The 21,021-nt window shown below is 59.5% G+C and carries 21 protein-coding genes; 14 read left to right on the top strand and 7 right to left on the bottom strand.

The features are described 5' to 3' along the window. Window positions 1-10: 10 nt before the first annotated feature. From KGA85_RS12840 to KGA85_RS12825, 4 genes are all read left to right on the top strand, one after another. The gene (locus KGA85_RS12840; protein WP_223455047.1) at window positions 11-889 is read left to right on the top strand and encodes an endonuclease/exonuclease/phosphatase family protein; all 879 of its coding nucleotides are present in this window, start codon (window positions 11-13) and stop codon (window positions 887-889) included. After that, a complete protein-coding gene (locus KGA85_RS12835) occupies window positions 886-2,910 on the top strand; it encodes a GGDEF domain-containing protein (RefSeq protein WP_223455045.1) in 2,025 nt (674 codons plus the stop codon). Before KGA85_RS12840 ends, KGA85_RS12835 begins: the two co-directional genes overlap by 4 nt. 91 nt (window positions 2,911-3,001) lie before the next feature. Then, complete coding sequence (locus KGA85_RS12830; RefSeq protein ID WP_223531964.1) at window positions 3,002-3,781, top strand: N-acetylmuramoyl-L-alanine amidase; 780 nt, start codon at window positions 3,002-3,004, stop codon at window positions 3,779-3,781. A 76-nt stretch (window positions 3,782-3,857) separates the two neighbouring features. Beyond that, window positions 3,858-5,471, top strand: coding sequence for an EAL domain-containing protein (locus KGA85_RS12825; RefSeq protein ID WP_223455041.1), 1,614 nt, complete (start codon window positions 3,858-3,860; stop codon window positions 5,469-5,471). 7 nt (window positions 5,472-5,478) lie between these two features. On the opposite strand, the gene KGA85_RS12820 is transcribed toward KGA85_RS12825, so the two are convergent. After that, window positions 5,479-7,269, bottom strand: a complete 1,791-nt coding sequence (locus tag KGA85_RS12820; RefSeq protein WP_223531962.1) for a KinB sensor domain-containing domain — start codon at window positions 7,267-7,269, stop codon at window positions 5,479-5,481. 10 nt (window positions 7,270-7,279) lie between these two features. Continuing rightward, the gene (gene algB, locus KGA85_RS12815; RefSeq protein ID WP_223455037.1) at window positions 7,280-8,626 is read right to left on the bottom strand and encodes a sigma-54-dependent response regulator transcription factor AlgB; all 1,347 of its coding nucleotides are present in this window, start codon (window positions 8,624-8,626) and stop codon (window positions 7,280-7,282) included. Window positions 8,627-9,064: 438 nt separating this feature from the next. On the opposite strand from algB, the gene KGA85_RS12810 reads away from it, so the two are divergent. From KGA85_RS12810 to KGA85_RS12795, 4 genes are all read left to right on the top strand, one after another. Beyond that, window positions 9,065-9,352, top strand: coding sequence for a hypothetical protein (locus tag KGA85_RS12810; RefSeq protein WP_223455035.1), 288 nt, complete (start codon window positions 9,065-9,067; stop codon window positions 9,350-9,352). A 71-nt stretch (window positions 9,353-9,423) separates the two neighbouring features. After that, complete coding sequence (locus tag KGA85_RS12805; RefSeq protein WP_008002172.1) at window positions 9,424-9,588, top strand: DUF1328 domain-containing protein; 165 nt, start codon at window positions 9,424-9,426, stop codon at window positions 9,586-9,588. 842 nt (window positions 9,589-10,430) lie between these two features. Further along, window positions 10,431-11,762 (top strand): glutamate/aspartate:proton symporter GltP, encoded by a 1,332-nt coding sequence (gene gltP / locus KGA85_RS12800; protein WP_223531960.1) that lies wholly within the window; start codon window positions 10,431-10,433, stop codon window positions 11,760-11,762. 114 nt (window positions 11,763-11,876) lie between these two features. Beyond that, window positions 11,877-13,106 (top strand): nucleoside recognition domain-containing protein, encoded by a 1,230-nt coding sequence (locus tag KGA85_RS12795; RefSeq protein WP_223443495.1) that lies wholly within the window; start codon window positions 11,877-11,879, stop codon window positions 13,104-13,106. On the opposite strand, the gene KGA85_RS12790 is transcribed toward KGA85_RS12795, so the two are convergent. Further along, a complete protein-coding gene (locus KGA85_RS12790) occupies window positions 13,088-14,185 on the bottom strand; it encodes an aminopeptidase (RefSeq protein WP_223455031.1) in 1,098 nt (365 codons plus the stop codon). The genes KGA85_RS12795 and KGA85_RS12790 overlap by 19 nt on opposite strands. Window positions 14,186-14,244: 59 nt before the next feature. On the opposite strand from KGA85_RS12790, the gene KGA85_RS12785 reads away from it, so the two are divergent. Together KGA85_RS12785 and KGA85_RS12780 are read left to right on the top strand one after the other, a co-directional pair. Continuing rightward, complete coding sequence (locus tag KGA85_RS12785) at window positions 14,245-14,667, top strand: hypothetical protein (RefSeq protein ID WP_223455029.1); 423 nt, start codon at window positions 14,245-14,247, stop codon at window positions 14,665-14,667. A gap of 41 nt (window positions 14,668-14,708) precedes the next feature. After that, complete coding sequence (locus KGA85_RS12780) at window positions 14,709-15,131, top strand: hypothetical protein (RefSeq protein ID WP_223455027.1); 423 nt, start codon at window positions 14,709-14,711, stop codon at window positions 15,129-15,131. A gap of 4 nt (window positions 15,132-15,135) precedes the next feature. Here KGA85_RS12780 and KGA85_RS12775 read toward each other — a convergent pair whose 3' ends face one another. Continuing rightward, window positions 15,136-15,369, bottom strand: a complete 234-nt coding sequence (locus tag KGA85_RS12775; RefSeq protein ID WP_218431423.1) for a DUF1161 domain-containing protein — start codon at window positions 15,367-15,369, stop codon at window positions 15,136-15,138. Window positions 15,370-15,760: 391 nt separating this feature from the next. Here KGA85_RS12775 and KGA85_RS12770 point away from each other — a divergent pair, with 391 nt between their 5' ends. Beyond that, entirely contained in the window at window positions 15,761-16,762 is a 1,002-nt protein-coding gene (locus KGA85_RS12770; protein ID WP_150753719.1) for an LLM class flavin-dependent oxidoreductase, read from the top strand. Between the two features lie 68 nt (window positions 16,763-16,830). Here KGA85_RS12770 and KGA85_RS12765 read toward each other — a convergent pair whose 3' ends face one another. Both KGA85_RS12765 and KGA85_RS12760 read right to left on the bottom strand, forming a co-directional pair. After that, window positions 16,831-17,052 (bottom strand): DUF1161 domain-containing protein, encoded by a 222-nt coding sequence (locus tag KGA85_RS12765; protein ID WP_056726693.1) that lies wholly within the window; start codon window positions 17,050-17,052, stop codon window positions 16,831-16,833. Between the two features lie 121 nt (window positions 17,053-17,173). Continuing rightward, window positions 17,174-17,389 (bottom strand): dodecin, encoded by a 216-nt coding sequence (locus tag KGA85_RS12760; RefSeq protein WP_008002152.1) that lies wholly within the window; start codon window positions 17,387-17,389, stop codon window positions 17,174-17,176. A 157-nt stretch (window positions 17,390-17,546) separates the two neighbouring features. On the opposite strand from KGA85_RS12760, the gene KGA85_RS12755 reads away from it, so the two are divergent. Then, window positions 17,547-17,870 carry a YqjD family protein gene (locus tag KGA85_RS12755; protein ID WP_223455026.1) on the top strand — a complete coding sequence of 108 codons (324 nt, stop codon included), beginning with the start codon at window positions 17,547-17,549 and terminating at the stop codon, window positions 17,868-17,870. Here the strand turns inward: KGA85_RS12755 and KGA85_RS12750 are convergent. After that, window positions 17,867-18,760, bottom strand: a complete 894-nt coding sequence (locus KGA85_RS12750; protein ID WP_223455024.1) for a LysR family transcriptional regulator — start codon at window positions 18,758-18,760, stop codon at window positions 17,867-17,869. The genes KGA85_RS12755 and KGA85_RS12750 overlap by 4 nt on opposite strands. 124 nt (window positions 18,761-18,884) lie before the next feature. Between KGA85_RS12750 and trpB the strand changes: the two genes are divergently transcribed. Continuing rightward, window positions 18,885-20,105: a tryptophan synthase subunit beta gene (trpB, locus tag KGA85_RS12745; RefSeq protein WP_223455022.1), complete on the top strand. Its 1,221-nt coding sequence runs from the start codon at window positions 18,885-18,887 to the stop codon at window positions 20,103-20,105. Continuing rightward, window positions 20,105-20,917: a tryptophan synthase subunit alpha gene (gene trpA, locus KGA85_RS12740; RefSeq protein WP_223455020.1), complete on the top strand. Its 813-nt coding sequence runs from the start codon at window positions 20,105-20,107 to the stop codon at window positions 20,915-20,917. The genes trpB and trpA overlap by 1 nt, the downstream gene beginning before the upstream one ends. Window positions 20,918-21,021: the final 104 nt, after the last annotated feature.

The following is a 21,021-nucleotide window of genomic DNA, read 5'->3' as shown; positions in this document are numbered from 1 at the left end:
AGTCACTGCCATGCGCCGATGGGGTACTGAACGCATCGTTGGCCTGCATGATCCGCGGGTCAACGAGCATCATCTGGAGTCCACGGGCCTGCCCGCAGACAGTCGTCTGCGCTTGCTCAGTTTCAATATCCAGGTCGGCATCAGTACCGAGCGCTATCGGCATTACCTGACCCGGGGCTGGCAGCATCTGCTGCCGCACACCGGGCGTGCCGATAATCTGCAGAAAATCGGCAATCTGCTGGGCGACTTCGATCTGGTCGCCTTGCAAGAGGCCGATGGCGGCAGCCTGCGGTCAGGCTACGTCAATCAGGTCGAACACCTGGCCCAGCTCGGCGCTTTTCCCTACTGGTATCAACAACTCAATCGCAATCTCGGTCGCCTGGCCCAGCACAGCAATGGCGTGCTCAGCCGATTGCGCCCGTGGGCAATTGAAGATCATCCGTTGCCGGGGCCAAAGGGGCGCGGAGCCATTCTGGTACGGTTCGGCGAAGGTCCGGAAGCGCTGGTGGTGGTCATGATGCACCTGGCGTTGGGCGCCCGTGCGCGCAGCCTGCAACTGGCCTACATCCGCGATCTGATTGGCGATTACAAACACCAGGTACTGATGGGCGACATGAATACCCATGCCAGTGACCTGCTGCACAACTCCGCGTTGCGCGATCTCGGTCTGCTTGCGCCACAACTGGAAGCGACGTTTCCCAGCTGGCGCCCACAGCGCTGCCTGGACCATATCCTGCTGAGCCCGAGCCTGACCCTGGAAAAGGTCGAGGTGCTGGCACAGCCCATTTCCGATCACCTGCCGGTCGCGGTAGAGATTCGTTTGCCGGGTTCGCTCACGGCCGATGCATTGCCCGCGTTGAGTCCTGCCCTTCGCGGAACCCATGAATGAGCGACGAAGCACAGCGCTGGAAAGAGAAATACCTCAAAAGCATAGAACAACAGGAAAAGCTCGAACGTCGCTGGGACGCGCGACTCGACTTGCTGCGTCGCGGGCTGGTGCGCAGCACCCTGGCGGCGGAAGGTACTGACCGCGCCGTTGACCAATGCATGAAGGAAATGCGCGAGGTCGTGCGTACCGACGACATGGACGTCGGCCTGGCCGCGCTGATTCCGCGTCTGGAAAAAGCCGTGCTCGACTCCGAACAGCGTCGGGAAACCCGGGTCAACCAGACCAGTGCTGCCCTGACTGCGCTGGTCACGCAACTGCAAACATTGCCGTTGCCACGGGAGGTGAGTCGGCCACTCAAGAGTTTCGCCAAGCAGCTGGATGCGCGGGTCAGTCAGGCATGTGAGATACCCTTGCTGCTCAGCGAGCTGAGTGGCCTGCAGGGCAAGGCCCTGAGCCAGCTGGAGACCCCGGCGGAGAACGGCCGGCCGGGCTTGCTGCAGCGGTTGTTCGGCGGTCGTGAAGCGCAGGAGACGGTGGATTCAGCGGCTACTTCTCCTGCCCTGGCCTTTGCCTCGCAGCCGGCAGCAGCGCCGGCTGCCCCTGTAGCCGAGAACCCTGCGGCGATCATAGGGTCGGCCCCGGTCGTGATTGAGCCGGCAATCTCCGAGGTACCCGCAGCTGAGCGAGTTGAAGGCGAGTCCTCGCTGACCGAGCCAGCGGTGGCTTTTGCCCCCCCGGCTGCGGAGCCTCAACCGGCCAGCGCCGCCGCGGCAGAAGTCGAATTGGCCGAGAAACCGACCCCGGAAACCATCGCGACGCCTCCTGAGCCGGAAACAAACCCCGACGAGCTGACCGCGCAAGCATCGCCGGATAGCTTGCCTTTACCTCCGATACCGACGCAGGACGTGGCCGCCATTGATCAGGCTCTATCCGACCACGACATTCTCTATGCGCTCCCGGACTCCCCCGAGCCCTCCTACAGTTCGGTGGCCAGCCACATCGAAGACACGCTGCTGGGGCTGCTCGACGACCTGACATTGCCCGAGCGTCATCGCCCGCAAGCCGAATCCATGCGCGATCGTTTGAAAAACGGTCTGAACTGGTACGAATTGCTGCCGATCCTCGACGACTTCGCCACCTTGATGCTGGCCATTACCGACAGCGGCCAGCATGAGTTCGAAGCCTATCTGCAACGACTGAACGAGCGTCTCGAATCGTTCCAGAGCAACTTGCAGGCCGCCACCGCAGGACACGCCGACAACCGTTCGGCGGCGCGGCAGATGGACACGCAGATCCGCGAGCAGGTCGATGGCCTGCAAAGCAGTATGCAGGAAGCCGCGGACCTGGAAGATCTCAAGCACGTACTGGAAAACCATCTCGAAGTCTTGCTGGGCACCATGGACCAGCACCAGAAACAGCGCGATGAGCGCGAGCAAGAGGTCGCTGCGCGCCTGCACAGCCTGGCCGAGCGGGTCGCCCATATGGAGCAGGAGGCCCAGGGTTACCGCGAGCACCTTGAAGAGCAACGACAGAAGGCATTGGTCGACCCGTTGACCGGGCTGCCCAACCGTGCGGCCTGGAGCGAGCGCCTGGATCATGAAGTCACACAATGGCAGCAACATGGCAACACGCTGTTGCTGGCCATGCTCGACCTCGATCATTTCAAGCGCATCAACGATAACTACGGGCACCTGGCCGGTGACAAAGTGCTGAAAATCATCGCCAGCGTGTTGCGCAAGCGACTGCGCGGGACGGATTTCATTGCCCGGTTTGGCGGCGAAGAGTTTGTGCTGTTGATGCCATCCACGGTGCCGGCGGCGGGGCTGAAGCTGCTGGACAGCTTGCGTGCCGCCATTGAGGCCTGTCCGTTCCACTTCAAGGGAGAGCCGGTGACCATCACCGTGTCTATCGGGATGACAGCGTTCAGGCCGGGTGAACACGGCGATCAAGTGCTTAAAAGAGCCGATCAGGCGCTGTATCGCGCAAAAAATGCCGGCCGCAACCGCGTGGAGCCGGGCTGATCGTCAATTGTTCCATTTTGTTTGATTGCCGTCAGCCCGCCAGGCATTACGTTACACTGTTGCATTATTGTCTTGTGTGTACTGCCTTCCCATGAAATATTTTGCTCTGATCGCGTCACTGATTCTGCTGGCCGGCTGCGCCAGCGGTCCCCGTTTCGACACCAGCCACCCTTCGGCCAATTACGACAGCCGCGTGCAATTTGTGGTGGTGCATTACACCAATGCCTCGCTGGAGCGTTCGTTGCAATTGCTTACCCGCGGCGAAGTCAGCAGCCATTACCTGATCGGCGACGACAAGGGCGCCACCATCTACAAGCTGATGGATGAAAATGTGCGGGCCTGGCACGCCGGGGAGAGCGAGTGGAATGGCCGGACCTGGCTGAACTCCAGTTCCATCGGTATCGAAATCGTCAATCCAGGGTTCAAGGACACCCCGACCGGACGAGTGTGGTATCCCTACACAGAAGATCAGGTCCAGTCGTTGATCGTGTTGCTCAAGGACATCAGCAAGCGTCACGGCATAAAGCCTCGCGACATCATCGGCCATAGCGATATTGCACCCTTGCGCAAGCTGGACCCGGGGCCGCTGTTCCCTTGGAAGCGTCTGGCCGCCGAAGGCTTGGGCCTCTGGCCGAATGAACAGGCGGTGGCGCGCCAGCAAATGCTGTTCGCCGAACAGTTGCCGAGCATCAGTTGGTTTCAGGCGCAATTGGCCCGTCTGGGTTATGCCTCGCCACAAACCGGCGAGCTCGATGTCGCGACACGACATGTGATAGCGGCATTTCAGATGCATTTCCGTCCGGCGCGCTTCGATGGCACTCCGGATGCGCAAACTGCCGCGCTACTTTTGGTGTTGAATCAGACAAAATAATGACGCCCGCCCGACGGTCAGGGCTTTTTTCCAATCAGCAGCTATAACTCATTGGTAATCCTTCGGATATTACACAATGATCGCTGCTCGAGAGACCTTCCGTAGTTGGTTCCATCGCCCCTGGTTCCTGGGGCTGATGTCTACTGTCTTGAGCACAACGTTATTGATGGCCGGCAGCCTGTTCGTCGCCATACACCAGGTCGAGCAAAACGAAAGCGAAGAAATGAATGCTCAGGGTGAACGTTTTCTCGCCCGCCTGGAACAGCTCTTCGGGCAACTGCGTGAAAGCCTTGACGACCTTGAAGCGCAACCGTTGCGCGGTTGCGATGCTGAAATGATCGCAACCTTGCAACAGGTTTCGTTCAATTATCGCTTCGTCTACGAAGCCGCCTACATGGACTCCTCGCGAATCTGCTCCAATCGCCCTCGCCAGGAAGGGCTGTCGCTGAGTCGATCGCCAGACATCAAGGGCCCGACTTACAGCTATTGGCTCAACACCACCACCGAACCCGATGAAAACCGCGCCGCGCTGATGCTCGGGCGCGGGAATTTCCGGGTGGCGACCTCTCGCGGGCATTTGACCGATATGGTCGACCTGTCGCCGGGCAGCAGCCTGCTGGTGGTCCTTGACCATGGCGCGCGCGCGATTCCGGTGCTGGGCGCTTCTCAGGTCTGGCCGCCGGCCGAGGCCTGGCCACCGAGAAACCGTGATGCGCTGCAGATCACCCAGGCACGCCTGATATACCGCATGCCCACCGACAACCCGGAATATCAATTGGTGTTGATCAGCCCACGCACCGGCATGCATATCCCGGCGGTCTGGTGGTGGTTGCTGCCGGCCAGCCTCGCGCTGGGCATATGCGTTGGGTTCCTGGTGTTTCTGCTGGTGCGCCAGCGGCAGTCACTGGACGCCGAACTGACCGGCGCGATTCGTCGTGGCGAGTTGCAGGTGCTGTATCAACCGATCTTCGACCTCGATAGCCGCAACTGTGTCGGGGCTGAAGCACTGCTGCGCTGGCGCAGGCCGGACGGCACCCTGACCAGTCCCGACCTGTTCATTCCGATGGCGGAGAACACCGGGCAGATTCGCCAGATGACGGACTTCGTCCTGCAACGCCTGCTCGAGCAACTCGGCCAGTTGCTGCGTGCCAACCCGCAACTGTACATCTCGGTGAATCTCGCGGCGTGTGATGTGATGGTTCCGCGGATCGGCCAGGTGATGGCGCGGTTGCTGACCCTGCACCGCGTCGCTGCGCGGCAAATTGCCTTTGAGGTCACCGAGCGGGGGCTGGTCGATGTGGTGGTGGCCCGGGAAAACCTGCAAGCGCTGCGGGATGTCGGGCACCAGGTGTTGATCGATGACTTTGGCACCGGCTATTGCAGCCTCGCCTATTTGCAAACCCTGCCGGTCGATTGCCTGAAAATCGACAAGGCGTTCATTGATGCGCTGGGCCATGACGCCGCCAGCAGCGGTGTGGCTCCGCACATCATTCACATGGCCCAGTCGCTGCATCTGAAGGTGATTGCCGAGGGCATCGAACATGAGGCCCAGGCCGAGTTCCTGTGCAGTGAAGGCGTGAAGTTCGGCCAGGGCTGGCTGTTCGCCCGCGCGTTGAGCGCAGTGCAGTTCACTGAATTGATTACCCGGGGGCGGCGTCGGGCAGGCCGGCGCCTGGATGACGAAGCGTGAGGGTGACCTAAACGGTCAGCGCCATGTAGAACTGAGTACCCTGCCCTGGCCGTGAATAAACGCCCATCCGCCCGCCATGCAATTGCACGATTTCCTTGCACAGCGCCAGGCCGAGCCCGGCCCCGCCCTTTTTGCGTCCGACTTGCACGAACGGCTCGAAGATCCGCCCTTGCTGACCGTAGGCAATACCTTCGCCGTTGTCCTCGACACTGATGATGACCCGGTCACCATGGCGTCGGGCCTGCAAGCGTATCCGCCCGCCGGAGCCGGTGTGACGCAAGGCGTTGTCGAGCAAGTTGTCGAGTACCCGCTCCAGTTGTGGCTGGTCGGCCTGTAACCGCGGCAAAGGTCCCTGCACTTCCACCAGCAGATTGATTTCCTTCTCTTCGGCCGATGCGGCAAAGCGTGACTGAGCCTGTTCCAGCAATGCCTCGATGGAACACGGCGCCAGGGTGAGTTTCTGCAAACCGTTCTGGTAACGGGAGAAATTCAACAGGTCATTGATCAACTGCATCAGCCGCTGCATCTCTTCATTCACCGTGTCCAGCAAATCAGCCTCCCGGGAGTCCGGGGCAAAGTGCGCGCGCTCACGGAACAATCCGAAGGCCATGTGCATGCCGGTGACCGGTGTGCGCAATTCATGGGAGGCGCGCAATACGAACTCGCTGCGTACCCGTTCGAAGGCACGCTGTTCCGTGACGTCATGCAGCACCATCACGGCACCGAGAATATGGCCCTGGGTATGGCTGACCGGGGTCAGGCTATAGGTCAGTAGTCGCGACTCGCCGTCGACTTCGACACTCAAGTCTTCCGGCGCCCGTTCCAGCGTGCCGCCGCGCAGCACCAGTTGCAGTTGCTCATCGAGTTCGGGGCGCTCCAGCGCCGTACCCAATCTTTGACCCAGACGATCGGACTCCCAGCCCAACTGACGCTGGGCCACGGGATTAAGGTGTTCCAGATGACCCTGACGGTCGATCATCAGCAGTCCGTCGTCGATGCTGTCGAGCACGGCCTGCAAACGCTGCTGACCGGCCAGCAGCTCATCGACATTGGTGGCCTGATGTTCACGCAGCGCTTGGGCCATGATCCCGAAACGCCGGGTCAGCTGGTTCAGTTCCACCGCCGAAGAGATCGGCAGGGTGACATCGAAATTGCCCTGGCCGATATTGTCCGCCGCCTTGGCCAGCGCCTCGATGGGCTCCCCAAAACGCCGGGCGATGGCCTGCGCGGTCACGAAGCCGATGATCAGCACCGCCAGCCCCACCAAGCCAAGCAATCCGGCAATCAGCAGTGCCCGTTCCCGGGCCTTGCGCTCGGTATCGCTGATGTTATCCAGCGCGCGCTTGTGCTCGGCGATCAGACCATTGCGTAGCGCGTTGAATTTTTCCGTCAGGTTGTCGTGGCTGCTAAGCACATTCGACGGGTCCGGGGACGTTTCATAAGCCTGGATAAAGCTCTCGTAGTCGGCTTTGGCTTTTCTGAAGCCGTAGTCGCTTGCGGTTTCTGCCGGCTCCTGGGCGATGCCTTCCTCCAGCAGTTCGAAGTAATGCTGCTTCGAGGCAGCGAAAGCGGCGGAGTCAGGCTTCTCGCTGAGCATGATGATCAGTTGATCACCCAGGGTCTGACGCAGCTTGAGCCCAAGGTCCAGGGTGATGAAGTTACTGCGGATCAGTGCTTCCTGGCTGCCGGCCATCTGCATCACGCTGACCAGCCCGAGCAAGAGTCCGAGCAACGCGACGGTGATCAGTGCGGAGATGCTCAGGAAAAGCCGGGTCCGCAATTTCAGCGCCAGTTTCATCGGCTATTGCTCACAAGTTGTACTGTTTGCGTTTGCGGTACAGCGTTGAGGCGTCGATGCCCAGGGTTTTCGCCGCTTGATCCAGCGTGTCGGCGGTGGCGAGGACTGCGCCGATGTGGGCCTTTTCCAGCTCCTCCAGGCTCAGTGCCGCGCCGATGTGCGGTGCATTGTTGACCGGGGTTTCGGCCATGCCCAGATGACTGATCTCGACCCGCTCCTGTGGACAGATGATGCTCGCCCGCTCGATCACGTTGCGCAGCTCACGGATGTTGCCCGGCCAGCGATAGCTCAGCAGTGCCTCCCGAGCCTCGTCGCTGAAGGCGCGCGCGGGACGGGCGTACTCCTTGACGAAGCGCGCCAGGAAACGATCGGCCAGGTTGAGAATATCTTCGCGGCGTTCGCGTAGCGGTGGCAGGTGCAAGGTGATGACATTCAGGCGATAGAGCAGGTCTTCACGGAAACGACCGTCGCGGACCATATCCTCAAGGTTGAGGTTGGTGGCCGCAAGGATGCGCACATCGGCACGGCGGGTCACCGGATCACCGACGCGCTCATATTCCTTGTCCTGAATAAAACGCAGCAACTTCGGCTGCAACGTCAGGGGAAAGTCGCCGATCTCGTCGAGAAACAGCGTTCCGCCGTCAGCCTGGTTGACTCGCCCCAAGGTGCTTTCGCTGGCACCGGTGAAGGCGCCGCGACTGTGGCCGAAGAGTTCGCTCTCCATGAGCTCGGTGGTCAGCGACGGGCAGTTGATCGTGACGCAGGATTTTTTCGCGCGTTTGCTCCAGCCGTGAATGGCTTGGGACAGTTCGCCCTTGCCGGTACCGGATTCGCCCAGAATCAGGATATTGGCATCGGTCGTGGCAACCTGGCGGGCGGTTTCGAGTACCACTTTCATGGCCGGGCTGTGGGAGTCCAGACCATCCTTGGGCTTGCGCACTTCACCTTCCAGGGCTTCCAGTCGCGCGGACAGTTGCCTCACTTCCAGTTGCTTGGTGGTTGCCAGCCGCAATTGATCGGGGCTGCACGGTTTGACCAGATAGTCGGCGGCGCCGGCCTGAATCGCATCCACCGCCGTGTCGACGGCCGAGTGGGCAGTGACGATCACCACCCGCATCCAGGGCGCCTGGATACGCATCTGGGCCAGCACATCAAGGCCGTTGTCTTCACCCAGACGCAAATCGAGGAAGCACAGGTCGAAGACCTGCCGCTGCAACAGGGCTTCTGCCTGCGCGGCGCTGGTGGCGGTGGCCACGCTGTAGCCTTCGTCTTCGAGGCAATAACGGAAAGTACGCAGGATGGCGGACTCATCATCCACCAGCAGAATGCGGCCTTGATGCTCAGTGGCTGATTCCATTTTCCTGCGCTCCTTAATGACTGATCTTTATTTAGTCCCGGAGAAATCGGGCAAGTTGCATGATTGATTCTGAGCCATTCCTGTCATGGCAGGGTAGCTCTCATCCGATGTATCGGTTAGCCACCTGATTTTGCGGGTCTTTTAACAGATGCCCGGTTTCTGACAGCGACCAGCGTGAATTTCTGACATCCGCGCCCTCCTCTCAATTCAAAAAATTTACGTCTTCCTTCAAACGAATCGTGCAATACGCACGACTGCATCAGTGGCATCGTGCAGGATGCGCGCGAAGTGATTTCTTTGATGATCATAAGATATTGATATTAAAGGTAATTAATTCGATTCAAAGCTGGCATGCGCTCTGCAATTGTCTGGTTGACCAAGGCATTCAAAAACTAACGCCCGCTATCGAATACCGTCCCGAGTGGTAGGAGTTCCAGGATGAATCGTCAACGTGTCGCCCACCTGCATCTCTCGCCTGCGCATATCCAGCAAGGCCTGTTTGCTGTTCTGGCGCTGTTGATCACCCTGATCGGCAGTCAGCAGTTTCTGCGCTGGGAGCAGAGCCGGCAGCCGGAAGCGCCATGCCTGTCGATTCCGCATTCGACCCAAACCCATTTCAGCGCTGTCAGCAGCGGTCAGGCCGATAGCACCCCGATGCGCATGATGGATGTCGACCAGGCCGGGCCTGTGGGTGAGATGCGTCATCAAGAGCGTTGGGTGTTCTAGGCAAAACTTCCGCCGCACCCCATGCGCCGGGAAACGCAGCACCTCTAAACACAAGCGTAAGGAGAATCACCATGTTGAGCTGGGCAATCACATTCCTGATCATCGCCATCATCGCCGCTGTATTGGGCTTCGGTGGTATCGCGGGCACTGCCACGGGTATCGCCAAGATTCTGTTTGTCGTGTTCCTGGTGATGTTCGTTGCCTCCTTCTTCTTTGGCCGTCGCGGTCGAGGCTGACATGAGAGGGTTGTTCAAGAAACTGGCAGCCGCCCTGCTGTTGGGCGGTAGTGCCATGGCATGCGGGCTGGCGTTTCCCCGACATGCCTGACCTGCGAATGCAGGGCTTGTTGATAGGGTATTTGAATTTGTACACGAAGGAGGCCACAGCGCCTCTTTCCACCTGCGCCACCTGAGGAAGGCCGGCGCATGACCAAGGGGTCGGGACGTTATGCCTGTTTCAGGGGCGCAGTGACCTACGGGTACAGGGAGTACCTGCGCAAGGGCCGGGTCAGGAAAAGCTGCTGCGCAAGTTCGTCGGACCGCCATGGCTCGGCGGGCTTGCGAAGGGCTTGATCACGCAACACATTGAAATAGAGAGCTCGCCCCGGTTTCATCACTGTTTTCTCGTCCTTGTCCTTGTTGCGTCGGAAAATACTTTTCCCGGTGTTTCACCAGCGACCGTATATCGAGAAAAATCATCTTTCTTTGGCCGCAATTTTTCGCTTCGTCCGTGGGATTTTGCTGAAAAATCAACGCTCGGCCACTGCTCAAAAAACATTCAATCTGCTCTGTGATGGCCGGTTCACGGCACTTATGCCTGCCGAAATGTCGTATTCGAACCGGTTGGGACGCGCGTTTCGCTAAAAAAACCTCATGCCGATTCGGCATAGGGTAGGCGTTTACGGCATTAGACGGCGCTCCCTTGCATCGGAATAGTTGCGCCTTTTTTCGCCTGCCAGAGAGCCGCAAACACGCGTTCCGGGGCACCTTATACGGGGGGCAGATGCACTAGACTTTTTCGCCATAAGCGTTCCAGTTCGCGCATCTCCCTGAGTCAAACAACAAGTAAGGGTAAAGATATGAAGAAGGCAAAGCTTAGCCTCGCCTGGCAGATCCTCATCGGTCTGGTATTGGGGATTGCAATCGGTGCGCTGCTCAACCATTTCAGTGCCGAAAAAGCCTGGTGGATCAGCAACGTCCTGCAACCAGCAGGCGATATCTTTATCCGTCTGATCAAGATGATCGTGATCCCGATCGTCATCTCCTCTTTGATCGTCGGCATTGCCGGCGTCGGTGACGCCAAGAAGCTGGGGCGCATCGGCTTCAAGACCATCATCTACTTCGAAATCGTCACCACCATCGCCATCGTGGTCGGTCTGCTGCTGGCCAACCTGTTCCATCCGGGTGCCGGCATCGACATGAGCACCCTGGGCACGGTGGACATTTCCAAGTACCAGGCCACGGCGGCCGAGGTTCAGCATGAACACGCGTTCATCGAAACCATCCTCAACCTGATCCCGTCGAACATCTTTGCGGCCATGGTTCGCGGCGAAATGCTGCCGATCATCTTCTTCTCTGTATTGTTCGGTCTCGGTTTGTCGAGCCTGCAGGCGGACCTGCGCGAGCCGCTGGTGAAGATGTTCCAGGGCGTATCGGAAAGCATGTTCAAGGTCACTCACATGATCATGAACTACGCCCCGATCGGCGTGTTCGCACTGATCGCGGTGACTGTGGCCAACTTCGGCTTCGCGTCGCTGATACCGCTGGCCAAACTGGTGATCCTGGTTTACTTCGCCATCGCCTTCTTCGCATTCGTGATCCTGGGCCTGATCGCTCGCCTGTTCGGCTTCTCGGTGATCAAGCTGATGCGCATCTTCAAGGATGAGCTGGTACTGGCCTACTCCACCGCCAGCTCCGAAACCGTGCTGCCGCGCGTGATCGAGAAGATGGAAGCCTACGGCGCGCCGAAAGCCATTTGCAGCTTCGTGGTGCCGACCGGTTACTCGTTCAACCTCGACGGTTCGACCCTGTACCAAAGCATCGCGGCAATCTTCATTGCCCAGCTGTATGGCATCGACCTGTCGATCAGCCAGCAACTGCTGCTGGTACTGACCTTGATGGTCACCTCCAAAGGCATCGCCGGCGTACCGGGCGTGTCCTTCGTGGTACTGCTGGCTACCCTGGGCAGCGTCGGTATTCCACTGGAAGGCCTGGCGTTCATTGCTGGCGTCGACCGCGTCATGGACATGGCCCGTACCGCACTGAACGTGATCGGCAACGCACTGGCTGTTCTGGTTATCGCTCGTTGGGAAGGCATGTACGACGACGCCAAAGGCCAGCGCTACTGGAACTCCCTGCCGCACTGGCGCAGCAAGGAAAAACTGCCGGTGGGTGAAACCTCCAAGATCTGACACAAAACCCCTTGTGGGAGCGAACATCGCACAGACAAACCCCGGAGAAATCCGGGGTTTGTCGTTTCTGGCCACCCCGCTATCATTCGCGGATCTTTTGGGGGGATTTGACTGATGCTCAATGGCCTGTGGCTTGGCTTCTTCATCGTGGCTGCCGTATCGGCGCTGGCCCAGTGGCTGATTGGTGGCAATGCCGGGATATTCGCGGCGATGGTGGAAAGCATTTTTGCCATGGCCAAGCTGTCGGTCGAAGTCATGGTGCTGCTGTTTGGCACTCTCACTCTCTGGCTGGGTTTTTTGCGCATTGCCGAGAAGGCCGGGATCGTCGAATGGCTGGCCAAGGCCTTGGGGCCACTGTTTTTGCGCCTGATGCCTGAAGTCCCGCCGGGTCATCCGGCCATCGGCCTGATCACCCTGAACTTCGCCGCCAATGGCCTGGGGCTGGACAACGCCGCCACGCCGATCGGCCTCAAGGCCATGAAAGCGCTGCAAGAACTCAATCCCAGCGCTACCGTCGCCAGCAACGCACAGATCCTGTTCCTGGTGCTCAACGCCTCCTCGCTGACCCTGCTGCCCGTGACCATCTTCATGTATCGCGCCCAGCAAGGCGCGCCTGACCCGACGCTGGTGTTCCTGCCGATCCTGCTGGCGACCAGTTGCTCGACCATTGTCGGCTTCCTGTCGGTGGCGTTCATGCAGCGTCTGCGCATCTGGGACCCGGTGGTGCTGGCCTACCTGATCCCCGGCGCCCTCGCCCTCGGTGGTTTCATGGCGTTGCTGGCGACCCTTTCGGCGACTGCGCTGGCCGGCCTGTCGTCGATCCTCGGCAACGTGACGCTGTTTGGCCTGATCATGCTGTTTTTACTGATCGGCGCGCTGCGCAAAGTGAAGGTCTACGAGGCCTTCGTTGAAGGAGCCAAAGAGGGTTTCGATGTCGCCAAGAACTTGCTGCCCTACCTGGTGGCGATGCTCTGCGCGGTGGGCGTACTGCGCGCGTCCGGGGCGCTGGACTTTGGTCTGGATGGCATTCGCCATCTGGTGGAATGGGCCGGCTGGGACACGCGCTTCGTCGATGCGCTGCCGACGGCGATGGTCAAACCCTTCTCGGGTAGCGCCGCCCGGGCAATGCTGATCGAAACAATGAAGACCTCGGGCGTGGACAGCTTCCCGGCGCTGGTGGCGGCAACGGTCCAGGGCAGTACCGAAACGACGTTCTATGTGCTGGCGGTGTACTTCGGCGCCGTGGGCATCCAGCGCGCACGACATGCAGTCGGTTGTGCATTGCTGGCGGAGCTTGCCGGGGTGCTGGGCGCGATCGGGGTTTGCTACTGGTTCTTTGGTTGATCGGCCCCGCCAGCCAATGCTTTCAGCGCGGCCTTGCGCTTGTCCGTCGGCAAGGCGCCGAGCTTTTCCACGGCAGCGTAAAACTTGAGCCAGTCGCCATCCTCCTGATGGAACAGCGTGGCAAATGCCGGAACCCATTGGTCGTACAAACCAAACGGCAATAGCCGGGCATTATTCATGGGGGCATAGATCCAGGCATCGTAGCGTTTGTCTGCGGCCCACTGACTGTCGCGCAATTGCCGGTATTCGCTGCGCAAGCGCTCGAACTCGGCCGCCTTGCACTGGCGCATCTGTTCGGTTGGCAACGGCAAGGTGTAGAGCTTTTCCAGTCGGGTGCGGGTCTTGAGTACCAACTCAGTGAACTGGTCGCGTTGACGCGCCTGCGCATTGTTATCCGGTGGCAGTTGGCGGTAGGCGCGCCATTGGCGAGTACCTTCCTGCTCGACGAAGGTGGCGAAGGATTCGTTGAACTCCGTGTCGTCCTTCACATAGAAACGCTGATGGGCCAGCTCGTGAAAGATCAGCGTGGCCAGTCGCTCATCCCCCCAGCCCATCATCGAACTGATGATCGGGTCGTTGAACCAGCCGAGTGTCGAATAGGCTTCGACACCGCCAATCGACACGTCCATGCCCTGCAAGCGTTGCAAAGCTGCTTCGCCGCGGGCTGCGCTCTGGCTGTAGTAACCGCGATAGGCCACGCAACCGGCGATGGGGAAGCAGTGGTTTACGGGTTTTAGGGAAAATTCCGGCGTGGCGAAGACATTCCAGACGACGAAGGGGCGCCCAATGTCCGCGTACAAGCGGTAACTCTGGTTATCCGGCAGGTGCAATTGCTGGCTGGCGAACGTTCTGGCCTTTTGCGATTGCTCCAGGTGTGTACGCAGTTTTTGATCGCGCGCCGGGTCGGCAACCACGCTGGAAACAGGCTCCCTCGCCCGCAGCAACTGCAGTTGGCCGCTGGCCAGTTGGTTGTAATAGCTGATGCTGGCGCAACCGTTGAGCAACAAAAACAACACACCTGGAAACAAAACGCGAAAAACGCGATCAAGTAACCCAAGGCTAGGAAGCGGCCTGATCACAATAATTCTTCCTTGGAGAGTCTTTCCACAAGACTATCCCGCCTGACTGGAGCTCCGCTATGCGCATGATGATACTGGCAGGAGGCCTGCTGATGCTGGCCGGCTGTGCTTATTTCGGACTACCCCGCCCTGATCCTGCGCAAGCCTGGATCGACCTGGACTCGAAGCAAGAAGATACGAAGCTGCAAGCGCTGGAGGTCGATGACAAGGCCACCGACGATAAACGCTATTTCCAGGTCCAGCCTGGTAGCCATGAGCTGACGGTCCGCTACCAATTCTCGGTCCAGCCCACCAACATCGGCCCTAACGCCGAGCCGTTGTGGCGCGATTGCCAGTTGAATGTGAAATTCAACGACTTCAACGCGGGCGAGCGTTATCGGCTACAGGCGGGGAACATCGGCTTTCGGCCATGGGCGAAACTCTACGATCAACAGCGAAAAGTGATTGGCCAAGGCACGCCTGCGGGCTGTCAACACTCCTGATCGGCGTTATGCTGAATGCATAACCCCTTGGGACATTCATCATGTACAGGTTGATGCTGTTGCTGGCTGCCAGCGTTGTCGCTGGCTGTCAGAGCCCGATGCCGACGGCTAATCCAAAGATGGCCTGGGTCGAATTTTCCACGCCCTTCCCTAACGATAAATTGCTGATGGCCGAGCGTCTGGATAAACAGCGCTTGGCCGACGGGCGTTATTTTGAGGTTATGCCCGGCAGCCATGAACTGATCGTCCGCTTCGACTTCGAAGTACCTGGTGGCGGGGGCTTGAACATGATGGGCGGCCCTTCTGAACGCATATGTTACTTGACCATCAACTTCGATCATTTCGAAGCCGGCCAACGTTATGTGCTTGAAGGCCGCTCGATTGCCTTCATTCCTGAAGCCAGGCTATACAACGCCAAGCGGGAGATCGTTGCAGAAGATCGGGAGTCTTACTGCTTGATGTGAGGTGTCAGCGGTCGTTCTTCTGGTAGATGATTTTCTTGGTGCCGTTTTCGCACGAGCCAACGACCATGTTCTGGTCATGGACCTCGTCGTTGGTGACGATTTCAAGCGTGTAGGCGGTGACGCCACTGGCCTGGATCTTGGCTTCGATCTCGGCCTTGAGTTCTTCGCAGGGTTTCGGCGCTGCGAGGGCCGAAGTGGTCAGTGCGCAACAGATAACCGCCAGGGCAAAACGTTTCATGTTTGAAGCTCCTTTGAAGCAGCACGCACAGTCATGGGTTTTCGCTGCTGTCATTTATTCGACCACAGTTTTAGCGCGCAAGTCTGTCGCGACGCAAAAAAGATCGCAGTCTTGAACATCTTCTACCGAATGATCACGGCATTTTGCTCAAGGCTGCGATCTTTTGTTTTCAACGAAAATCTAGCCGACCAATGTTGCCTCCAGGCTGATCTTCGCCTTCAGCACCTTGGACGCCGGGCCGTCCTGTCCGATCAATCCGCTTTTTTCGCGGGATTTTTTACCGGGCTATTGAAACTCGGGTATATGCCCACATTGCATGAACACGCTTTTGGATTCGGCAGGTTTGCGTTCGCAAGAACAAACCTGCGCCCTCAATTGGAGAAGCAGGTTTATGAAACGACTGTCCGATATCAAGTTCTCGACCCTCGATCTGGTGCCGGTGCGCGAGAACGGCAGCGCGGCCCAGTCGCTGCGCAATTCGCTGGACCTGGCACAGCATGTCGAGAAGTTCGGTTACAACCGCTTCTGGGTGGCTGAGCACCACAACATGGATGGCATCGCCAGTTCCGCGACTTCGGTGCTGCTTGGTTATCTGGCTGGTGGTACGTCGACCATTCGAGTCGGCTCGGGCGGGGTGATGTTGCCCAACCACGCACCGTTGGTGATCGCCGAACAGTTCGGCACCCTGGAAAGCCTTTATCCGGGCCGGATCGACCTGGGCCTGGGTCGCGCCCCCGGTTCCGACCAGATGACCGCACGTGCGTTGCGCCGTGAACGCTCCGGCAGCGCCGACGACTTCCCGGAAGATGTGGCGGAACTGGTGCGCTACCTCGGGCCACGTACACCGGACCAACGCATCATCGCCATGCCGGGCACCGGGACCAATGTGCCGGTCTGGTTGTTGGGGTCGAGCCTGTTCAGCGCACAGCTGGCGGGTGAACGCGGTTTGCCCTACGCCTTCGCCTCGCATTTCGCACCGCGCTACATGCATGAAGCGATTCGGGTCTACCGCAATCACTTCAAGCCGTCAGCCGTTTTGGACAAACCCTACGTGATGCTCGGTGTGCCTTTGGTGGCAGCCGATACCGACGAGCAGGCCGAGTACCTGGCGACTTCGGTGTTCCAGCGGATTCTCGCCCTGATGCGTGGCCAAAGCCTGGTACAACGTCCGCCTGTGAAGACCATGGATGGCCTGTGGCTGCCCCATGAGAAAGAGGCCGTGCACGATTTCCTTGGCCTGGCCATGATCGGTAGCCCGCAGAAAATCCGCGCCAAACTCGAAGTCCTGATCGAACAGACCCAGGCTGACGAGCTGATTTTCACCTGTGACCTGTACGAACATGCCGATCGCGTGCATTCCTACGAACTGCTGGCGCAGGTCATGCGGGGTTGATACTCAAACGGCAGGCATGAAAAAGCCGGCGCCACGGCGTCGGCTTTTTCATTCGGGCGAGAATCGGCCTACTTTTTATAGACGATCACTTTGGCGCCCTCTTCGCATTTGCCAACAACTTTCCCGCCGGCAGCGGCACCTTTGTCGACAATCTCCAGCGAATAACCGGAAACGCCCTTGGCATCAAGTTTCGCTGCGATTTCGGCTTTCAGCTCTTCGCATGGTTTGCCGCCCGCCAATGCGCTCCCCGCAAGGCTCAACAATCCTACTGCCAACATAAACTTCTTCATCGGTTGCATTCCCTGGTCGGATCATAGGGGTAACCAGCCGTCAGCCGGACGCACTCATGGAGTGCTTTGCCATTCCCTATGGCATTCGACCGGCGTGCAAGTTCAGAAGACTAGCCCAAAGTCAGCTGCTGGCAATCCGGAATCCGACTTTCAAGGTCACCTGAAAGTGTGCTGCCTTGCCGTCCCTGATGTGCCCACGGGTCTCGGTCACTTCAAACCATTCCATGTACTTGATGCTTTTGCTGGCTTCGGCCAGCGCGTTATTGATCGCATCTTCGATACTGCTGGTGGACGAGCCAACCAGCTCGACTTTCTTGTAGGTGTGATGGTCAGACATGGCGTTCTCCTCGGCGTGTGAATTACAGCCTAGCAGTGATTTTTCCTATTTCTTCTGTTGGCCGTTCTGAGGGTGAAGTTCATATTTTCTGCACTTTCTTGAGCCCATGAAGTCCCAACCAACACACGCCACTCATCACCAATGCAGGAGAGCCACCATGGCCAACACCTCGTTACGCAAAGCCTCATTGCAAAGCATGGAAGCCGAGATCGAGAGTCTGCTCAAGTCTTTGGAAAGCCTGAAGGACGACGCCTCGGATGAGTCGCGTAAAACCCTCAAGACCCTGAAAAGCAACGCCGAGAATGCCTTGAAACACTCGCGCCATCTGCTTGCCGATGCCTATGAAGAGGTCAGGGTCAAAACCCGCGAAACCGGAATCGCCACCCGGGACTACGCACAGGAACACCCCTGGACAACAGCCGGTGTCGCCGTGGGCGCATTGGGCCTGCTGGCCGCGTATCTGTTGTGCAGGCGTGATTAATCCGCTCGACGCAGCTCGTTCTTGAGCCACTGTGCCAGTTGCCGGGCGCGCCCGTCCGCGGCGCGCTTGGGTAGCCACAACGCCAGTTGCGCCGGGGTTTCACTGAAGCCCCAAGGTGCAACCAGGCGGCCGGCCTTCAAGTCCTCCGTCACCAAGGGTTCGGGGGCAATCGCCACGCCCAGACCCGCGACGGCGGCTTCCAGCAAGTAATACAAATGCTCAAATCCCTGACCGTACTTCAGCGCCCTGGCGTCAAGGCCCCGTGGTTGCGCCCAGTTCGGCCAGGCTTGCGGGCGTGAGGTGGTGTGCAGCAAGGGTTCGTTCAGCAGTGCGGTTTCCGGCGCTTGCTTGAGCCGTTCATAGCCGGCGAACCGAGGGCTCATGACCGGGCCGATACGTTCGCTGGTCAGCTCAAAAACCTGCATGTCCGCCGGCCAGGGTGGCTCGGCAAATACCAGCAAGGCATCCAGCCCCGGTCTTCGCGGATCCAGATCGCCTTCTCCGGCCGACAGGTGCAGGCGCAAGTCCGGCAGGTCGGCATTGAGCCGCCCCAGTCGCGGGATAAACCAGCGCGCCAGCAGGCTTCCCGAGCAACCGAGCACGAATGGCGCATCGGCTGTGCTTTGTGTAAGTTCGGCGCAAACGCTGCGCAGGCGCTCGAAGGCTTCGCTGCTGGCGTCACGCAGGCGTAACCCGGCATCTGTGAGTTTCAGGCCGCGACCGTCCTTGATGAACAGGCTTACGCCGAGGTGTTCTTCAAGCACCTTGAGTTGCCGGCTGACCGCACCGTGGGTGACGTGCAGCTGTTCGGCCGCCTGACTGACGCTGTTCAAGCGGGCAGTGGCTTCGAAGGCGCGAAGCGCGTTCAGCGGAGGAAGGTCATGGCTCATTTGATCTGTGAGTTTTCCTGACAGGTTGTGGCGATCTTATCGGTTTTCAGGCCGGGGCGTCAGGGGTAGAGTGAAGCCCACTATCTCTTTATGCATCACTTCACGCATTCAACTGGAGCGCCCCATGACCCAGACTAATCTGCGCAACGGCCCTGATGCCAACGGCCTGTTTGGCGCGTTCGGCGGCCGCTACGTTGCCGAAACCCTGATGCCGTTGATCCTCGACCTGGCCCGCGAATATGAGTTGGCCAAGGAAGATCCTGCATTCAAGGAGGAACTGGCCTACTTCCAGCGTGACTATGTCGGACGTCCAAGCCCACTGTACTTCGCCGAGCGTCTGACCGAGTTCTGCGGCGGCGCGAAGATCTACCTCAAGCGTGAAGAGCTGAACCACACCGGCGCGCACAAGATCAACAACTGCATCGGCCAGATCCTGCTGGCGCGGCGTATGGGCAAGAAGCGCATCATCGCCGAGACCGGCGCTGGCATGCACGGTGTGGCCACTGCCACCGTTGCTGCGCGTTTCGGTCTGGATTGCGTGATTTACATGGGCACCACTGACATCGAGCGTCAGCAGGCCAACGTGTTCCGCATGAAGCTGCTGGGTGCCGAAGTGATCCCGGTGGTAGCCGGTACCGGCACGCTGAAAGACGCGATGAACGAAGCCCTGCGTGACTGGGTGACCAACGTCGACAGCACCTTCTACCTGATCGGTACCGTGGCCGGTCCGCACCCTTACCCGGCAATGGTTCGCGACTTCCAGGCCGTGATCGGCAAGGAAACCCGCGAGCAACTGCAAGCCCAGGAAGGTCGCCTGCCGGACAGCCTGGTGGCGTGCATCGGCGGTGGTTCCAACGCCATGGGCCTGTTCCACCCGTTCCTCGACGACAAGAGTGTCGAGATCATCGGCGTTGAAGCCGCCGGCTACGGCATCGAGACCGGCAAGCACGCAGCCAGCCTGAACGGCGGCGTACCCGGTGTGTTGCACGGCAACCGCACCTTCCTGCTGCAGGACGATGATGGCCAGATCATCGATGCCCACTCGATCTCCGCTGGCCTGGACTACCCGGGCATCGGCCCGGAACACGCCTGGTTGCATGACATTGGCCGCGTTCAGTACACCTCGGTGACCGACGACGAAGCCCTCGCTGCATTCCACCAGTGCTGCCGCCTGGAGGGGATCATCCCTGCCCTGGAAAGCGCCCATGCCCTGGCTGAAGTATTCAAGCGCGCACCGATCTTGCCAAAAGATCACCTGATGGTGGTCAACTTGTCCGGCCGTGGCGACAAAGACATGCAGACCGTGATGCACCACATGGAACAATCCAAGCAGGAGAAACACTGATGAGCCGCCTGCAAACGCGTTTTGCCGAACTCAAGGAACAGAACCGCGCCGCCCTGGTGACCTTCGTGACCGCCGGCGACCCGAGCTACGACACGTCCCTGGCCATCCTCAAGGGCTTGCCAGCGGCTGGTGCCGACGTGATCGAGCTGGGCATGCCCTTCACCGACCCGATGGCTGACGGCCCGGCCATCCAGCTCGCCAACATCCGTGCCCTGGGTGCCAAACAGAATCTGGCGAAAACCCTGCAAATGGTTCGCGAGTTCCGCCAGGACAACAACGAAACGCCGCTGGTGCTGATGGGATACTTCAACCCGATCCACATGTACGGTGTCCCGCGCTTCATTGCCGAAGCCAAAGAGGCCGGCGTTGATGGCCTGATCGTGGTCGACCTGCCGCCCGAACATAACGGCGAGCTGTGCGACCCGGCACAGGCCGCGGGCCTGGACTTCATTCGACTGACCACGCCAACCACCGACGATGTGCGCCTGCCGACCGTTCTCAACGGTAGCTCCGGCTTCGTCTACTACGTCTCGGTGGCCGGTGTGACCGGCGCCGGTGCCGCCACGCTGGAACACGTCGAAGAAGCGGTCGCCCGTCTGCGCCGCCATACCGACCTGCCGATCAGCATCGGTTTCGGTATCCGGACACCGGAACAGGCAGCGTCCATCGCGCGTCTGGCCGACGGTGTTGTGGTGGGTTCGGCGTTGATCGATCACATCGCCAATGCCACCTCCCCGGAACAAGCCGTGGATGGCGTGCTGAGCCTGTGCTCGGCGTTGGCCGATGGCGTGCGTAAAGCCCGCGTCAGCTGAAGGTAAAGTTCCTGATACAGAGGAATTAGAGCCTCGCGGCACAAATTAAACAGCAAGGCCGAGGGCTTCAGGACTGCGTTCTGAAGCCCTTTTTGCTGTGTGTG

It is taken from the genome of Pseudomonas sp. GL-B-12, from assembly GCF_019955895.1.
Taxonomy (GTDB): domain Bacteria; phylum Pseudomonadota; class Gammaproteobacteria; order Pseudomonadales; family Pseudomonadaceae; genus Aquipseudomonas.
Note: the sequence above shows the minus strand (reverse complement) of the source record. Positions and strands in the feature narration are given on the sequence as shown.

What these genes read in the sequence shown, in the direction of transcription:
- KGA85_RS12840 (WP_223455047.1), top strand. Translation starts at nt 11, where the DNA reads ATGCGCCGATGGGGTACTGAACGCATCGTTGGCCTGCATGATCCGCGG.
- KGA85_RS12835 (WP_223455045.1), top strand. Translation starts at nt 886, where the DNA reads ATGAGCGACGAAGCACAGCGCTGGAAAGAGAAATACCTCAAAAGCATA.
- KGA85_RS12830 (WP_223531964.1), top strand. Translation starts at nt 3,002, where the DNA reads ATGAAATATTTTGCTCTGATCGCGTCACTGATTCTGCTGGCCGGCTGC.
- KGA85_RS12825 (WP_223455041.1), top strand. Translation starts at nt 3,858, where the DNA reads ATGATCGCTGCTCGAGAGACCTTCCGTAGTTGGTTCCATCGCCCCTGG.
- KGA85_RS12820 (WP_223531962.1), bottom strand. Translation starts at nt 7,269, where the DNA reads ATGAAACTGGCGCTGAAATTGCGGACCCGGCTTTTCCTGAGCATCTCC.
- algB (WP_223455037.1), bottom strand. Translation starts at nt 8,626, where the DNA reads ATGGAATCAGCCACTGAGCATCAAGGCCGCATTCTGCTGGTGGATGAT.
- KGA85_RS12810 (WP_223455035.1), top strand. Translation starts at nt 9,065, where the DNA reads ATGAATCGTCAACGTGTCGCCCACCTGCATCTCTCGCCTGCGCATATC.
- KGA85_RS12805 (WP_008002172.1), top strand. Translation starts at nt 9,424, where the DNA reads ATGTTGAGCTGGGCAATCACATTCCTGATCATCGCCATCATCGCCGCT.
- gltP (WP_223531960.1), top strand. Translation starts at nt 10,431, where the DNA reads ATGAAGAAGGCAAAGCTTAGCCTCGCCTGGCAGATCCTCATCGGTCTG.
- KGA85_RS12795 (WP_223443495.1), top strand. Translation starts at nt 11,877, where the DNA reads ATGCTCAATGGCCTGTGGCTTGGCTTCTTCATCGTGGCTGCCGTATCG.
- KGA85_RS12785 (WP_223455029.1), top strand. Translation starts at nt 14,245, where the DNA reads ATGCGCATGATGATACTGGCAGGAGGCCTGCTGATGCTGGCCGGCTGT.
- KGA85_RS12780 (WP_223455027.1), top strand. Translation starts at nt 14,709, where the DNA reads ATGTACAGGTTGATGCTGTTGCTGGCTGCCAGCGTTGTCGCTGGCTGT.
- KGA85_RS12775 (WP_218431423.1), bottom strand. Translation starts at nt 15,369, where the DNA reads ATGAAACGTTTTGCCCTGGCGGTTATCTGTTGCGCACTGACCACTTCG.
- KGA85_RS12770 (WP_150753719.1), top strand. Translation starts at nt 15,761, where the DNA reads ATGAAACGACTGTCCGATATCAAGTTCTCGACCCTCGATCTGGTGCCG.
- KGA85_RS12765 (WP_056726693.1), bottom strand. Translation starts at nt 17,052, where the DNA reads ATGAAGAAGTTTATGTTGGCAGTAGGATTGTTGAGCCTTGCGGGGAGC.
- KGA85_RS12760 (WP_008002152.1), bottom strand. Translation starts at nt 17,389, where the DNA reads ATGTCTGACCATCACACCTACAAGAAAGTCGAGCTGGTTGGCTCGTCC.
- KGA85_RS12755 (WP_223455026.1), top strand. Translation starts at nt 17,547, where the DNA reads ATGGCCAACACCTCGTTACGCAAAGCCTCATTGCAAAGCATGGAAGCC.
- KGA85_RS12750 (WP_223455024.1), bottom strand. Translation starts at nt 18,760, where the DNA reads ATGAGCCATGACCTTCCTCCGCTGAACGCGCTTCGCGCCTTCGAAGCC.
- trpB (WP_223455022.1), top strand. Translation starts at nt 18,885, where the DNA reads ATGACCCAGACTAATCTGCGCAACGGCCCTGATGCCAACGGCCTGTTT.
- trpA (WP_223455020.1), top strand. Translation starts at nt 20,105, where the DNA reads ATGAGCCGCCTGCAAACGCGTTTTGCCGAACTCAAGGAACAGAACCGC.